Raw genomic sequence first — 14,851 nt, forward strand, 5'->3', positions numbered from 1 at the left:
TGATTCGTAAAAAGGAGTGATCATATCTATGTATGAAATACGCTTACATGGCCGAGGTGGCCAAGGGGTTGTAAAGGCGTCGCAGCTTGTGGTTAAAGCAGCAGTTGCCGGCGGTTTGTATGGGCAATCTATCCCCGCCTTTGGCGTAGAACGCAAGGGCTCGCCTGTGTTCGGTTATTTACGCCTCTCCCATACGCCGATTCGCCGCAAAATGCAGGTCTATGAACCGGATATCTTAGTGATTCTCGATGACACGCTGATCACCAGCGCTGACACGTATGCAGGCCTGAAAGAGGGCGGCATGATCATTATCAATACAAAGAAAGGGGCAGACCAGTTGCACGTCCCCAAAGCTGCCAAAACAATTGTCACCGTCGATGCGACAGGTATTTCTGAAAAGCTCCTGGGCAGCAATCGTCCCAATACGGCTATGCTCGGTGCATTTGTCGCTGCTACACAGCTCGTAGACGCAGACCATCTCTTTTCAGAAATTGAAGCTACCTTTGGGGCCGTCAACCGCCAGGCAGCAGAAACAGCTGCTGCCTCCCTTGTTATTACGTCAGGTTCGTTTTGAGGAAGGACGATTATCATGAGTGAACGCACCTATGTTACGCCAGTCGGCGATACAGGCATGTATATTCTCGATACGGCAGCGTGGCGGGTATACCGTCCTGTAATGGATAAGAGCCGCTGCATACATTGTGGACTATGTTTTTCATACTGCCCCGTCAATGCGATTCAGGCTGACGGAAAAGACTACACGATTACCTACGACTACTGCAAGGGCTGTGGTATTTGTGCCCACGAATGTCCTAAAGAAGCCATTTCCATGCAGCTCGAAGGGAGTGTGAAAACAAATGGCTAAACAAGTCGTCTTAACAGGAAATTATGCAGCCGCCGAAGCAGCTGCCCTGTGTCGTCCGGAAGTCATTGCTGCTTATCCGATTACACCGCAGTCTTCGATTGTCGAACGGTTATCCGAAAAGGTATATAACGGAGAATTGGACGCAGAAATGATTCAGGTAGAATGTGAACATTCCGCCATGAGTGCCGTTCAGGGCGCTGCTGCCGGCGGTGGCCGCGTATTTACGGCAACGGCAGCACAAGGTCTGGCGTTAATGTATGAACCGTACTTTCGCATGTCTACCCTGCGGCTGCCAATGGTCATGGCCTTGGCTACACGGGAAATGACCTCCCCGGAAACCGTATGGAGCGGGCAGCAGGATGCCATGAGCGTCCGCGAAGCCGGCTGGATTCAAATTTTCTGTGAAAGTAATCAGGAAATTGTCGATATGATCATTCAGGCCTATCGTCTGTCTGAAGATCCCCGTATCCGAATTCCGGTCAACGTGTGTTTTGACGGTTTTTACAGTTCCCACCTGACCGAAGGCGTCTGGCTGCCGGAGCAGGCAGACGTAGATGCCTTTTTGCCAGACCCCCGTACGTCCTTACCGGCACTGCTCAATCCGGACCATCCCCTTTCCCTCGATCCCCTGACAGCCGGCCCGATACTTATGAGATATCGTAAAGATCATCTCGAAGCTATGAGCCGCGTACTCCCTGTTTTAGAAGAAATTGATGCAGCCTTTGGCAAGCAGTTTGGCCGCTCGTATGGCGGTGGGATTGAAGAATACCGCACTGACGATGCAGACCTCGTATTAATCACCATTGCCGGTATGTCCGGAACAGCCAAAGACGCAGTCGACCTGGCCCGGGATCATGGCATTCACGCCGGCTTGATCCGTCTGCGCGTAACCCGGCCCTTCCCGGCCCGGCAGATCGCCGCTGCGTTACGCGGCAAAAAAGCGTTTTCTGTCATCGACCGGTCTGTCTGCTTTGGCTGGAACCAAGGCCCTATGCACATGGAAGTAAAAGCTGCCTTGGCAGATCAAGCTGCCCGCTTCAGCCATTTCTCCACGATCGGCGGACTGGGTGGTGCCGACATTTCGCTGGCCGAACTAGGGCAGGTCATCGATAAGCTGGAAGAAGTCAAAAATGAACCTCGCGAATATCCTGTACACTGGCTTTTGAAAGACTAAGGAGTCGTATATTATGAGCTATCTAGATACCCTGAAAAAATCACCTGATCTCGTTTCCCCCGGCATTTCTGCCTGTCAGGGCTGTGGGGCCGAACTCATTTTGCGCCGTGTCCTGCAGGTAGCAGGACCTAATTCTATTTTTGCCATTCCGCCTGGCTGTATGGCCGGAGCTGGCGTCGTTGGCTGGAACTATGCCAACGGTCAAAAAACACCGGTTCATATTACTCTCTTAGATAATACAGCCGCCTTTTTAAGCGGTTTGTCCCGCATATATGAAAAAAAAGGCCGGCCCGACGTCAACCTGGTTGCCCTGGCCGGTGACGGCGCAACAGCCGATTGTGGTTTCCAGAGTTTATCAGCTGCTGCCGAAAGAGGGGAAAAAATGCTCTACCTTTGTTACGACAATGAAGGCTACATGAATACAGGCTACCAGCGCAGTTCTACGACGACACGGGGTTCTAAGACTTCTACAACACCTGCCGGCACAGTTTTGCAGGGAAAACAGCAGCAGCAAAAATACGTCCCCCTCATCATGGCCATGCATGGTATAGAATATTGTGCCACCGCTTCTCCGAGCCATATGAAGGATTTGATAGAAAAGGTGGAAAAGGGGCTGGCAGCCAGCAAAAATGGGTTTGCCTATATCCATATATTTTCTCCTTGTCCCACAGGCTGGTCCTTTAGCAGCAGCCAAGGCATTGAAATTGCCCGCAAAGCCGTACAAAGCAATCTCTTTCCCCTTTGGGAAATGAGTGCCGGAAAGCTGACCCTCACAGCGAATCCAAAGCCCTTACCCATAGCAGAGTTTGTACGGGGAATCGGCAAATTTAAAGGACTTTCGCCACAGGTCCTGGAAGAAATACAAGTAATGGTCCAACACCGCTATGCGCTCTTACAGAAGCTGGCGGACTAAGACCGGAAAGGACGTGCGTTATGACAACATTCATCTCGGCAGACGAAGCGGTATCCTTGATTCACGATCATGCTACCTTTTCCCATAGCGGCTTTGTCGGCGCCGGTTTGCCTGATTTTCTGCTCAAAGCCCTGCGCGAACATTTTGACCGTACAGGCTCTCCCCAGGGTCTCACCTACATCAAAAGCATCGGTGATAGCGATAAAAAGGGGCGTGGTGCAGACAGGCTGGCTGCAGATGGCCTCATCAGCACGATTATCACGTCGCATACAGGCTTAGAACCGGCCTTGTCCCGCTATATTCACGAAGAAAAGTGCCTGGCCTATATGATTCCTTTAGGCACCTTGCTCAAGCTGTTCCGGGCTCAAGCAGCCCACCAGCCCGGCGTCTGGACGCGTACGGGACTCATGACCTTTATTGATCCCCGCCTGGAAGGCGGCAAGGTCAATCTGCGGACGCAAACAGAGGGTGACGATTTGGTCCGGCTCGTCGAAGTAGACGGCAAGGAATACCTCTATTATCCGTCCCTGCCTATTCAGGTCTGTTTTATCCGTGGCACCTATGCCGATGAAGACGGAAATATCCTTATGGATAAAGAATCCCTCATAGCTGACCAGTTCGAACTGGCCGCAGCGACCCACGCCTCAAAAGGCATCGTTATCGCCCAGGTAGAGGGCATCATAGAGCGCCGCTCTTTTGATGCCCGCCGCATTGTCGTACCACGCATACTTGTCGATTATGTCGTACAGGCACCACCGGTCTATCACTGTCAGAGCCTGGCGCGGCCGGACTTTTTGCCTGAATTGACCGGTGCCATACGCACTCCCTTAACGGCCCTGCCGCCACTTCCCCTCGATGCCCGTAAGGTATGTGCCCGCCGGGCCGTACAGGAACTCCAGCCACAAGCCTTGATCAATCTGGGAATCGGTATGCCCCAGGGCGTAGCCGCCGTGGCTGCGGAAAAGGGGTTAGCTGACGGCCTTACCTTTTCTGTAGAATCAGGTGTCCTTGGAGGAGTCCCGCTGACCGGAACCGATATGGGTGCCGCCCTCAACCCCGAAGCCATTTGCAAGACTGCCGATATGCTCGATCTGTATGACGGCGGCTGTCTCGATCTGGCCGTACTGGGTTTGGCTGAAATCGACAGGCTGGGAAATATTAACGTTTCCAAATTTAACGGTCACGTAACCGGTCCGGGAGGCTTTATCGATATTGCCCAAAATACGAAGCACCTCATTTTTATGGGCACTTTTACGGCTGGTGGCCTGAAAGAAGAAATGAGTCAGGGAAAACTCCACATAGTGCATGAGGGTGCCTATAAGAAATTTAAACAGACAGTTGAGCAAATCACCTTTTCTGCTGCCTACGCTGTAGAAACCGGCCAAGACGTGTTGATTGTCACCGAGCGGGCTGTCTTCCGACTTACGGCGGATGGCCTTGTCCTGACGGAAATTGCGCCGGGTATCCGTCTGGAAGAGGATGTGCTGGCCCAAATGGATTTCCGCCCACGCATAGCGGAGCCGCTGCTTACGATGGATGCAGCACTCTTTACCTGACAAAAAAGCTGTTCCATTCTGATTATATTTCGATCAAAATGGAACAGCTTCTTTGTCTTCTTATTCTTTTTCTTCCAATAACGATTCAATACGTTCTACCGCTTCATATACCATGCCGTCACAGTGGCACTTTTTCTCACGCCCCTGTTTCTGGTTGATTCGCAATAAATCGGCACATTCCAGGCAGCCCTGGTGGTTGTCGCGGAATGCCTTATGATAGGCGGCTACAGTAGGACCATCGTCCTTCCCAAGCAAGCCTAAGACCATTAAACCTCCCGTAATGGCACCGCAAGTGCCACCACGTTTCATGCCACTGCCAAAATTGGCAGCTACCTTTTGAGACCATTCGCGGCTAAGGCCTGTGGCCTCTGAAAACGCACAGGTCACAGCCTGGGCACAGTTGTAATGAACCGTTTCGTCATTACGCAGTGCTTTGGCCTGCTCAAGGTATTTTCCCATAAAATAGATTCACCTTCCTTATGCTTCTCACTAATGTTGCACAAATTTAATATATAACATATACAGTGTAAACGTAACCAATGCTGCAATGATAGTTCCAAAAAGCTGTGTCATATGATCACTCCCTTTATGTCATACCATTCCACTGTAACAGCAGGGTCTTTGTTTCAGGCCTATACGAAACGATGTATCTTAATCGTTATAAATGAGGGCCATGAAAACCAGGTCTTCGTTGCTGTGATTGGCAATGCTGTGTGACTGGCCCGGTTCAATGAGACAGCAGTCTCCGGCAGTTACCTGCGTAACGGAGCCGTCATTATCCGTGAATTCGCCCGTACCGGAAAGGATATAGTACGGTTCCGTTTCATGGATGTGCTGGTGGAAACCCAAATAGGAGCCGGGCGGAAGAATTACCTTGGCATACATGCGGCCATGGCCCATGAGTTCTTCTTTCGATAAAATGTGACAAACCGTGACAGGACCTTTCCCGCCTGCCAAGCCTTCTACGGCCACTCTGTTTTCTTTGCGAATCATTGGAATCACTCCTTTTTCTTCTCTTTCAGTTTTATTGTAACACGGAAAAGGTATACTTTCTACCTCTTGCGCGATACCTATATGTATAGGGGTATTGGTATGTAGTTCCTTTTAGACATAGGTCTTTTAGAAATAATGCAGTGTATCATCGATGAGACTGTTTTCCAAAAGATTTTGGAAATCGGCATAGGTAATGCCTTCGGCCTGGACGGAAAAGAGGTACGTATCATTCTGCCAGTATGCTGCGTATTCGTTCGTATTCAGACGGGCTGTATAGACAGTCTGGCCATGAATTGTTTCCTTTTTCCATTCGGCACCGTAGACACCGCTGATATTGCCGTGCGTCCCCTGGTCTTTGGCGCGCAGGAGCGTCCGCACGCGTACGCTGGCTGTACTGCCCAGCTTCTGGAAGCCCAGATCGGCCAGGTTTTTGGAAATAACAGAAATATAGTTGCAGCTATAGCCCGAATCGCGGGTCAGGTATAACGGCGCAAAGCCTACGACCTGACGAGCCTGGTCATACGTATCATAGGTTATGATAGGATTGGGCATGCCCGCCCAGGACGTACCCGCATCAGGAGCCGGTGCAGCGGCAAAGGCTGCACCGGCAACGATACAAGCAGCAACGGTTGTAAGCAAAGATTGTTTTACCAATTGTTTTTTCATTTTTTCTCCTTTCTATGCTAAGAGACTGCCTACGAGGCGTACACAGTCGGCGGCATCACTGGAGTAGCCATCGGCGCCGATTTCCGTAGCAAAGCTCGGCGTCACGGCAGCGCCGCCAATGATGATTTTGCCCGTGTAGTGACGTTTGGCCGCTTCGGCAATGACATCCTTCATGTGCATCATGGTCGTCGTCATAAGAGCCGACAGACCGACGATGGCGGCACCTGTGTCGAGAGCCGTGTCGATGATCACCTTAGCCGGTACGTCCTTGCCCAGGTCGATGACGTCATAGCCGTAATTGCGCAGCATGAGGGCTACGAGGTTCTTGCCAATATCATGAACGTCGCCTTCGACAGTCGCTACGACGATAGCGGGCAACTGCTTTTCGTCACCGCTCTTCTTGATTTGCGGTTCCAAATAGTGAATGGCTGTTTCCATAGCGTTGGCACTGGCAATGAGCTGGGGCAGGAAATAGACCTGGTCGTTATAGAGCTGGCCTACTTGGGTAATGGCCGGGATGAGGAGGTCGTTAATGACTGCTTCCGGTGCCAGGCCCTTTTCTACTTCTTCCTTAGCGTAAGCCGTAATGAGTTCCTTTTCCCCTTCAAGGACGGCCTGATAGACGGGATTCTGTGGCGTAGTACTAGTCGTGACAGCTGTTGTTTTCTGCATTTTTTCCGGTTTTTCCGTAGTAGTGCGTGTTTCTTCCTTTTGGGCAAAATACTGCATGCGATTAATGTATTGCATGTCACTGCCGGGCCGGTTCATGAGCAGGTTAGCCGCAGCGGCAGCGTTCACGAGCAGGTCCTGGCCAGGATTGGCAATAGCCATGGTCAGGCCGCTAGAAACGGCCATGGCCAGGAAAGTCATGTTGGCATAGATCCGTTCGGGCAGGCCGAAGGAAATATTGGAAAGGCCGCACACGGTTGCTATGTGCAGCTCATCGTGACAATAGCGGAAGGTACTCAGGCAATCGAGGCCCGCCGTAGGCAGGGCACCGACAGCGCCGACAAGGCCGTCGACCAGGATATCTTCTTTGGTAAGTCCCGCTGCCTGTGCTTTGGCCAGGATCTGCCGAAGTACAACGTGCTTTTCCTCTACGGACCTGGGCAGTCCTGCATCCGACAAGGGTAGGAGAATAAACATGGCGCCATATTTCTTGGCTGCCTGAAGGAGGCGGTCGACTTTAGACGATTCGAGGGAAATGGAATTGATTAGGGCCCGGCCGGGATAGATACGCAATGCCGCTTCGATAACTTCGGGATAGCTCGAATCGATGCAAAGAGGCAACGAAGAAACGCTGCCAACTTCGTAGATTGCCTTGAGCATCATTTCCTTTTCGTCAATGCCGTTAGTCCCCATGTTGATGTCGAGAACGGCAGCACCGTCCTTTTCCTGCTGCCGCGCAAAGGCGCGCACCATAGCCAGGCTGCCACTGCGCAGTTCTGCCTGGAGGGCCTTCTTCCCCGTCGGGTTGATACGTTCGCCAATGACCTGGAAGGGACCGTCTAAGGAAATCGTGACGAGCTTTTGTTCTGACGTGAGAACCCGCTTTTTCGTCGTTCCAACAGGCTGTGGCGTGAGCATGCGGACCGTGTCGCTAAGGGCCCGGATATGTTCCACCGTCGTACCACAGCAGCCACCGACGATGCGGGCACCGGCAGCGATGAGCAGCTCTGCGTCCCGGGCAAATTCTTCTGGCGTCGTGCGGTAGACCGTCTGGCCGTCTTCTACTTCCGGCAGACCGGCGTTTGGCTTAGCAATGATCGGCACTGTGGCATATTCATACATGGCTTTAACTGCCTCCACCATGTCGGCCGGGCCGGTCGAGCAGTTCATGCCAATCGCGTCGGCACCCATTTCCTGCAGGACCACGACGGCCACTTCCGGCGGCGTGCCGTAAAGGGTGTGCCCGTCGGCTTCAAAGGTCAGCGTTACCATAATAGGCAGATCACACGTTTCGCGAATCGCCAGAAGAGCCGCCCGCGTTTCCTGCAGGCTCATCATCGTTTCTACGACGAACACATCGACGCCGGCTTCCCATAAAACGCGGGCCTGTTCCTTGTAGACGTCGACCAATTCTTCAAAGGTCAGGTCGCCCATGGGATAAAGCTGTCGGCCTGTCATGGTCATATCACCGGCCACGTAAGCATGATCGCCGGCGGCTTCCTTTGCGAGCTGTACGAGACGCGTGTTGATTTCTGTCAGTCTGTCCGCCAGGCCGTATTCGGCCAGCTTAATGCGGTTCCCAGTAAAAGTCGGTGCGTAGACAATCTGTGAGCCGGCTGCTACAAACTGGCGCTGTAACGTGAGAATCGCGTCAGGATGCTCCATAATCCATAATTCCGGGCACACACCTACAGGCATGCCTGCTTTTTGTAAATTCGTACCGGTTGCACCGTCTAAGACGACGATACCGCTCTTGATAAGCTGTTTAAATTCCTCTCTCGTCATATTGCTCCCCCTGCTGGGCCGGCAGCCAGTGTGCCAGCCATTGTTATATTGGTAGTTCTTATTATATCTGCTATATGTCTAAAATTCCATATAGCGGATATACCGTTCTTGAAATTTCTCATCGTTACCCAGGATAATTTCTTCAGCCTCATGAGCCAGGCTTTTCATACGCACCAAGGCCCCGTCTTCGACGAGGCTCCGTATGGCTCCGGCCAGGGCTGTATTGCCGGCCGCACAGGCTTTTTCTGCCCAGGCCTGCGGAATGAGACCGATAGCCGCTGCTTTGGCTGCGTTCAGATAACAGCCGAAGCCGCCGGCCAGGTATACCGTTTCTACGGCCTCTGCCGGCGTACCGGACAACGCGAGCAGCGTTTCTATGCCGGCCCGGATGGCTCCTTTTGCCATTTGTATTTCCCGTATATCCGCCTGTGTGATGGCGATCGTCTCTCCTGCTGGAGTCACAGCCAAGGGAAAACCGGTAGCAAAATACGCTTCCTGTAACGTGCCATGCCGGTCGACAAGCCCAGCTTCGACCAGGGCTGCCATGGCTTCAATAATCCCTGTGCCGCACAGTCCTTGGGCAGGTGCACCGTCAATCGTCTCTACGACTGGCTGCTTACCGGCCAGATGCACATGGCTGATGGCACCGGCAACGCTGCTCATGCCCCAGCGCAGATGACCGCCTTCAAGTGCCGGCCCGGCAGCGGTAGAAGCCGTGAGCAGCCGGCCGGCCCGGCCTAAGGCCATTTCACCATTTGTGCCCAAGTCGAGGAAGAAAGTCAACTCGTCTGTGCGATCCAGGTCCTGAGCGACGAGGCCGGCGGCGATGTCGGCGCCGACGTAAGTGCTAAGGCCCGGCAAGAGCGAGAACGTGCAGGTCGCCGTGCAGGCCGGCTGCGCCCCCAGAAGGTCTGCTGCGGCGTAAGTCTCTCCGCCTAAGGAAACAGGCCGGAAGGGCCAGCTGCCGAGGCCCGCACAGGACCAGCCCATGAAGAGGTGCTCCATCGTCGTATTGCCGGCCAGAGTGATTTTTTCTACGGCGCCACGGGCGGCCGGGTATTTCTCCAAAAGCTCCCTCAGGAGGGCCTGCACACCATCGCGGCTGAGCCGTTGCAATGCGGCACCGTGGCCTTCATTGGCGGCCTGGATGCGGCTCACCACATCGGCACCAAAGCGACGCTGGCCGTTGCTGCAGGCCGCCGTGGCGACGATGATTCCTGTCTCTAATGAGACCAGGGCTGCAGCCAAGGTGGTCGAACCCATATCGATGGCTACGCCAAAGGGGCCGCGGACTGCTGCCGTCACGGCAGCAGCCTCTGCCCCTGCGGTCTGCATGACTTCCTTAGCAACAGACGGTACAAAGACCGTGACCGGCGCCTCGGCCCGGGCTGTACAAGCCAGACGCCAACCGGAAGTGAGCTCTGCTGCCGTAAATAGTTGCCTATCGGCGTCCGTCACAGCCAGCTGCCCCTGGCAGAGCCGCACGCGGCAGCGGCCGCACAGACCTTTGCCGCCGCACAGGGCATTCACAGCCAGTCCCTGTGCCATGAGGCTGTCCAGGAGCGGTCCGGGCGGACAGATGACGCGGTGTCCGTCCTCTGCCGTAACGGCCGTATGACGCTGGGGGCACCCCGTCTTAGGACACTGCCGGCAATCATGGTCTGCATGCCATTGTGACGGGTCAGAGCTAACGGCAAAGGTCAGGCAGAGCGTTTTTTCCGGAATCAGCATAGCCTCCGGCGTAATAGAAAGGCCCAGGGTCCGCTTGGCGTCGAGCAGTTCCCAGGCTGTGCGCTGTACAGCCAGAGGTACGTCGACACCGGCTTCGTGGCGTGCCGCTATACCGCACTGCTGTTCCTGACAAAAGGCGCGCAAAACAGGCTGTAGCTCTTTTTCAAAGGCAAAGAGACACTGATCAGCCAAGGCGCCCAGTAAGAGGGCCGCCGCCGTGTCACCGCTTTCACTAAGCTGCGTCTGCCTGCGGCACACAGCAGCCCCCAGTGTGAGCAATACAAAAATGCAAGGTCTGCCGTCTTGCTCTGCCAGGGTAAAGGCTGCCTTTGGCCGTACGAGGCGCCGCAAAGGAGGCACAAGTTCCCGGCAGGCAGCCGCTGTCTTTTCCCAGCCCGGCGTACCTCGTTGACAGCCCAACGCGCGAAGCACGGCTTCTATATCGGGTGCAACAGGCTTGCCGTTAATAATTCGTATGTCCATGGAATGGCCCCCTTTGCCTCTTTTAGGCGTCTATAATATGTCTATCATATACTGAAACAAGCACCGAGACAAGACTATATCTATCGCCTGCAGCGATGGCAAAAGGGCCCCGCGTTATCCGTAAGGAATAACACGGGGCCCTTGCCGCAGGGTTTTATGTATAAACGGTTAGTTTTCTTTTTTATCTGTTCCTGCCGTAACGGTTTCCGGTGCCTTAGCAGCCGGTGTTTCTTCCGTCTTTGCCGCAGCCTGAACGGTTGTATCGGCAGGCTGTTCATCCTTATTTACTTCTTCCTTGAATTCGCGCATGCTCGTTCCCAAGGCCTTGCCCAAGCCGGCTACTTTTTTACCGCCGAAGAGAACCAGTACGATGACTAAAATCAGGATTAATTCCTGTGCTCCCAAATGCATGATCTATTCCTCCTTTTGCCGTTTCTTCTAGTATACTCCTTAGAGCAAAGCGGCTGTCAAGCAGAAAGACTATTCTTTACACGCTTTATACAGGCAGGAGACCTAAGAGCCCCAGAACCAGACCGGCCACACCGGAACCGATGAGGACCGTAATGACACCGACCTTGCGGCGCAGGCAGAAGACAGAACCTGCCAGGATAAAGACGGCTGCCAGGCTGTACGTGCTCCAGTCCGTCGGGATATCGTCGACGTTCCAGATAGCGAGCCAAATGAAGCTCAGGCTGGCCGCACAAATCAGGGAAACGACGGCCGGACGCAGGCCATTGAGGGCACCGCGGATGGGGCCGATGTTGCCGTATTTAAGGAATACATAGGCCAAGATGATGCCCAAGAAGAACGACGGCGTCACAAAGCCCACTGTCGCAGCAATAGCGCCACCAACACCGGCAATTTTCGTTCCCACAAAGGTTGCCGCGTTGATGCCGATTGGGCCCGGTGTCATCTGCGAAATAGTAAAGATATTGACGAATTCACTCATGCTCAGCCAATGATACGTATCGACGACACTGGCCTGAATGAGCGGCATAGAGGCATAACCGCCACCGACGCAGAAGGCGCCGACCTTGCAAAATTCCCAAAAGAGAAGTAAGTAAATCATCGTAGTCCGCCTCCTTAGTTATACTTGGCTGCTCTCATGAAGAAGAGGCCAATAATTCCATCGATGAGGATAAGATACATGATGTTCAGGTCAAAGACGACGCTGCCGATGAAGGTAGCGATGATGATGAGGGCCGGCAAAAGCTGTTTCCGCTTGCACTGCTTGACCAGCATGTCGATGCCCACGTTGACGATAAGGGCCGTAGCGCCGCATTGCATGCCCCGCAGGATCATCTTGATGATGGTGCTCTGGATGAAGAAATCGTAGCAGTAGGCAATGATGCTCAGCGTAATGAGCGGCGGCAGAACTGTCGCCAAGAGGGCGGTCAGGGTTCCTAAGATACCGGCCATGCGGTAGCCCAGGATAATGGCGCTGTTACAGGCGACGACACCAGGCATGGCCTGGGCGATGGCTACCATATCGAGCGTATCCTTATCGGTAATCCAATGGTATTCATCTACATACTTAGCTTTCAAAAGCGGAATAATGACGTAGCCCCCGCCGACAGTGAATGCGCTGATAATAAATGTCGATTTAAATAAGATCCAGAAAAAGTGCGCATCCCGCTGTGGATGTTCGAGGACAAATTCTTCTTCACTCATCGTGGAAGACCTCCTTCAATATAATTACCCTTATCATACCACACATAACACATTATTTTGAAATACTCTTTTGCACATGGCGACAAGCCACATAGGCACAGCGGCCGACGAGAATGCCCAGGATGGCGCCGGCCAGGACATCGCTGGGAAAATGCATGAACAGATACAGGCGGGAAAAGGCCACCAAAAGGGCCACGCCATAAGCCACCCGGCCGAGACGGTGATTCCAGCCGTAAATAGCAGTGGCACCGCTAAAGAAGAAAAAGGAATGGCCCGACGGGAAGGAATAGCTGTGCAGCGACGGCAGCGGCATGAGGAGCGGCGCATCAGACAAGAGGAAGCACGGCCGCGTACGCATAACCACATGCTTCAAAGCACCATCGCCGATGAGGACAGCCGCGCCTACGGCGATGATTACGGTCACGACGAGCCAGCGGCTCCGCTTTTGCCAAAGGCCGGTAATGCCGACAGCCAGCCATAGCCACAGGCAATTGATGAGTGTCGTCAGGGAGACGATAAAGCGGTTCATCACCGTGCTGCCTACACTTTGATGCAGCCAATACAACGTACTAATATCCAAATGTGTCAACCAATCCATACAAGCCTTCCTCTCACTTTCTTTTCTGTTTCTATAGGCATTATAGCAGGAAATATGATATATTAAAAATATCTGTTAAATCTACTTACCATATATTTTAAATATGTTTTGAGAGGTGTTTTAGCATGGATTTACGACAACTCAGATATATCATTGCCATTGCCGAAGAGGGCCAGATCACAGCGGCAGCCAAACGGCTCCATATGGCCCAGCCACCCTTAAGCCAGCAGGTAAAAGCATTAGAAGAGGAACTGGGTACGGCCCTATTTAAACGGGGTCACCGCCACATCGAATTGACCGAAGCAGGCCAGCTCCTTTATACGCGGGCCCGGCAAATACTGGACCTGTCCGACGCGACACAGCGGGAAATTGCAGACTTACAGCATGGCCTGCGGGGTACCCTGAAGATCGGCACCGTATCGAGTTCCGGCAGTATTATCCTCAGCTCGGCTATGCAGGATTTCCATAAAAGCCATGGAGAAATCCATTTTGAAATACATGATGGCAATACCTTTACCATTATCGATATGCTCCAAAAAGGGGTAATCGAACTGGGTCTCGTGCGCACGCCCTTTAAACACGAATTATTTCATTGTAAGATGCTCGCACAGGAGCCCATGATTGCCGCCTTGACAGACGACCTGGACTGGTGCCCTGACCGGGATACCATTTCCTTTTCCGAATTGGCCGGCAGACCCCTTATCATTTACCGCCGCTTTGCCCAGCTCCTGAGCGATACCTGTGCCGTCTATAATTTTACGCCTACCTTATTTTGTCAAAACGACGATGCCCGCACGACCATCCTTTGGGCCAACGCCGGCCTGGGCATTGCCATTACGCCTGCGTCAGCCTTCCAGCTAGCGGCACACGACAGGCTGCATTACAAAATCATCGATGAGCCCCGCCTATACACGAGTATTGCCGTCATTTGGATGAAGAACCGCTATCTTTCCAGCCTGGCCGAAACATTTATTAAAGAACTCAAATTATGAGTATTCAGGTATTGATTTATGTGCAGGAATCATCTATAATAAGCGTATAAATAACAAATAATTGTAATCTGTTAATATTCCATTTCAGTTAACTACATAAGGGGTGGTATACATGGAATCGTTAATCAAGGCCTATGCGGCACGCCGCACAAACTATACCTTAGGCAAAAACGTATCCCTTTCTCAGGAAGAAATCATTGAAAAAGTTCAGGCTGTCGTCAAGGAAATTCCTTCAGCTTTTAATATGCAGTCCGGGCGGATCATTCTCGCCTTTGGCGCCAAACACGATGCCATCTGGCAGATTACCAAAGAAACGCTGCGCAAGGTGGTACCGGCTGAAGCCTTTGCCAAGACTGAAGCCAAAATTGATTCCTTCGCTGCTGCTTACGGTACAGTCCTCTATTACGATGATACGGCTGTGGTCAAGGCCATGCAGGAACAAAATCCCTTGTATGCAGCCAATTTCCCCATTTGGGCCCAGCAGGGCAACGGCATGATCCAGTTTGCCTTATGGACGCTCTTTGCCGATTTAGGCTTAGGTGCTAACCTGCAGCACTATAATCCCCTCATTGATGAAGCCTTGCAAAAAGAATTTTCCGTTCCCGACACGTGGCAATTGATCGGACAGATGCCCTTTGGACAACCACAGGCCTATCCGGATCCCGTCAAAAAATTGCCCATCGAAGAACGTGTAAAAATATATCAGTAAGTAAGGAAGACCCTATTATATTGTTCTTTTTATTACGGAGGTGTTT

16 protein-coding genes are annotated in these 14,851 nt (G+C 52.7%); 7 read left to right on the plus strand and 9 right to left on the minus strand.

Annotated elements, in window-relative coordinates; translation table 11 throughout:
* Window positions 1–28 precede the first annotated feature (28 nt).
* Genes PGX44_RS09655 through PGX44_RS09675 form a run of 5 tightly spaced genes read left to right on the plus strand, consistent with a single transcriptional unit; the run spans window position 29 to window position 4,508 of the window.
* A complete protein-coding gene (locus PGX44_RS09655) occupies window positions 29–574 on the plus strand; it encodes a 2-oxoacid:acceptor oxidoreductase family protein (RefSeq protein ID WP_498855225.1) in 546 nt (181 codons plus the stop codon).
* A gap of 15 nt (window positions 575–589) precedes the next feature.
* Entirely contained in the window at window positions 590–865 is a 276-nt protein-coding gene (locus PGX44_RS09660; RefSeq protein ID WP_498855226.1) for a 4Fe-4S binding protein, read from the plus strand.
* Window positions 858–2,039: a hypothetical protein gene (locus PGX44_RS09665; protein WP_498855227.1), complete on the plus strand. Its 1,182-nt coding sequence runs from the start codon at window positions 858–860 to the stop codon at window positions 2,037–2,039. Before PGX44_RS09660 ends, PGX44_RS09665 begins: the two co-directional genes overlap by 8 nt.
* Window positions 2,040–2,052: 13 nt before the next feature.
* Window positions 2,053–2,952, plus strand: coding sequence for a thiamine pyrophosphate-dependent enzyme (locus PGX44_RS09670; RefSeq protein WP_498855228.1), 900 nt, complete (start codon window positions 2,053–2,055; stop codon window positions 2,950–2,952).
* 20 nt (window positions 2,953–2,972) lie between these two features.
* Entirely contained in the window at window positions 2,973–4,508 is a 1,536-nt protein-coding gene (locus PGX44_RS09675) for an acyl CoA:acetate/3-ketoacid CoA transferase (protein WP_498855229.1), read from the plus strand.
* Window positions 4,509–4,568: 60 nt separating this feature from the next.
* On the opposite strand, the gene PGX44_RS09680 is transcribed toward PGX44_RS09675, so the two are convergent.
* The 9 genes from PGX44_RS09680 to PGX44_RS09720 form a co-directional block, all read right to left on the minus strand.
* Window positions 4,569–4,967, minus strand: a complete 399-nt coding sequence (locus PGX44_RS09680; RefSeq protein ID WP_498855230.1) for a C-GCAxxG-C-C family protein — start codon at window positions 4,965–4,967, stop codon at window positions 4,569–4,571.
* Between the two features lie 192 nt (window positions 4,968–5,159).
* Window positions 5,160–5,501 carry a cupin domain-containing protein gene (locus tag PGX44_RS09685; protein ID WP_498855231.1) on the minus strand — a complete coding sequence of 114 codons (342 nt, stop codon included), beginning with the start codon at window positions 5,499–5,501 and terminating at the stop codon, window positions 5,160–5,162.
* A 126-nt stretch (window positions 5,502–5,627) separates the two neighbouring features.
* Entirely contained in the window at window positions 5,628–6,167 is a 540-nt protein-coding gene (locus PGX44_RS09690; protein ID WP_498855232.1) for a hypothetical protein, read from the minus strand.
* 12 nt (window positions 6,168–6,179) lie between these two features.
* Entirely contained in the window at window positions 6,180–8,621 is a 2,442-nt protein-coding gene (locus PGX44_RS09695; RefSeq protein ID WP_498855233.1) for a homocysteine S-methyltransferase family protein, read from the minus strand.
* 78 nt (window positions 8,622–8,699) lie between these two features.
* Window positions 8,700–10,835: an ASKHA domain-containing protein gene (locus tag PGX44_RS09700; RefSeq protein WP_498855234.1), complete on the minus strand. Its 2,136-nt coding sequence runs from the start codon at window positions 10,833–10,835 to the stop codon at window positions 8,700–8,702.
* A gap of 168 nt (window positions 10,836–11,003) precedes the next feature.
* The gene (tatA, locus tag PGX44_RS09705; protein WP_498855235.1) at window positions 11,004–11,246 is read right to left on the minus strand and encodes a twin-arginine translocase TatA/TatE family subunit; all 243 of its coding nucleotides are present in this window, start codon (window positions 11,244–11,246) and stop codon (window positions 11,004–11,006) included.
* Window positions 11,247–11,331: 85 nt separating this feature from the next.
* On the minus strand, window positions 11,332–11,904 hold the full coding sequence (locus PGX44_RS09710) for a chromate transporter (RefSeq protein ID WP_498855236.1): 573 nt from the start codon (window positions 11,902–11,904) through the stop codon (window positions 11,332–11,334).
* 14 nt (window positions 11,905–11,918) lie between these two features.
* Window positions 11,919–12,506, minus strand: coding sequence for a chromate transporter (locus tag PGX44_RS09715; RefSeq protein WP_186503178.1), 588 nt, complete (start codon window positions 12,504–12,506; stop codon window positions 11,919–11,921).
* Between the two features lie 52 nt (window positions 12,507–12,558).
* Entirely contained in the window at window positions 12,559–13,104 is a 546-nt protein-coding gene (locus PGX44_RS09720; protein ID WP_498855237.1) for a phosphatase PAP2 family protein, read from the minus strand.
* A 125-nt stretch (window positions 13,105–13,229) separates the two neighbouring features.
* Here PGX44_RS09720 and PGX44_RS09725 point away from each other — a divergent pair, with 125 nt between their 5' ends.
* Together PGX44_RS09725 and PGX44_RS09730 are read left to right on the plus strand one after the other, a co-directional pair.
* On the plus strand, window positions 13,230–14,096 hold the full coding sequence (locus tag PGX44_RS09725) for a LysR family transcriptional regulator (protein ID WP_498855238.1): 867 nt from the start codon (window positions 13,230–13,232) through the stop codon (window positions 14,094–14,096).
* Between the two features lie 112 nt (window positions 14,097–14,208).
* Window positions 14,209–14,805: a nitroreductase family protein gene (locus PGX44_RS09730; RefSeq protein WP_186503175.1), complete on the plus strand. Its 597-nt coding sequence runs from the start codon at window positions 14,209–14,211 to the stop codon at window positions 14,803–14,805.
* Window positions 14,806–14,851 lie beyond the last annotated feature (46 nt).

It is taken from the genome of Caecibacter sp. AF58-12pH5A (assembly GCF_027681725.1).
Taxonomy (GTDB): domain Bacteria; phylum Bacillota; class Negativicutes; order Veillonellales; family Megasphaeraceae; genus Megasphaera; species Megasphaera hominis.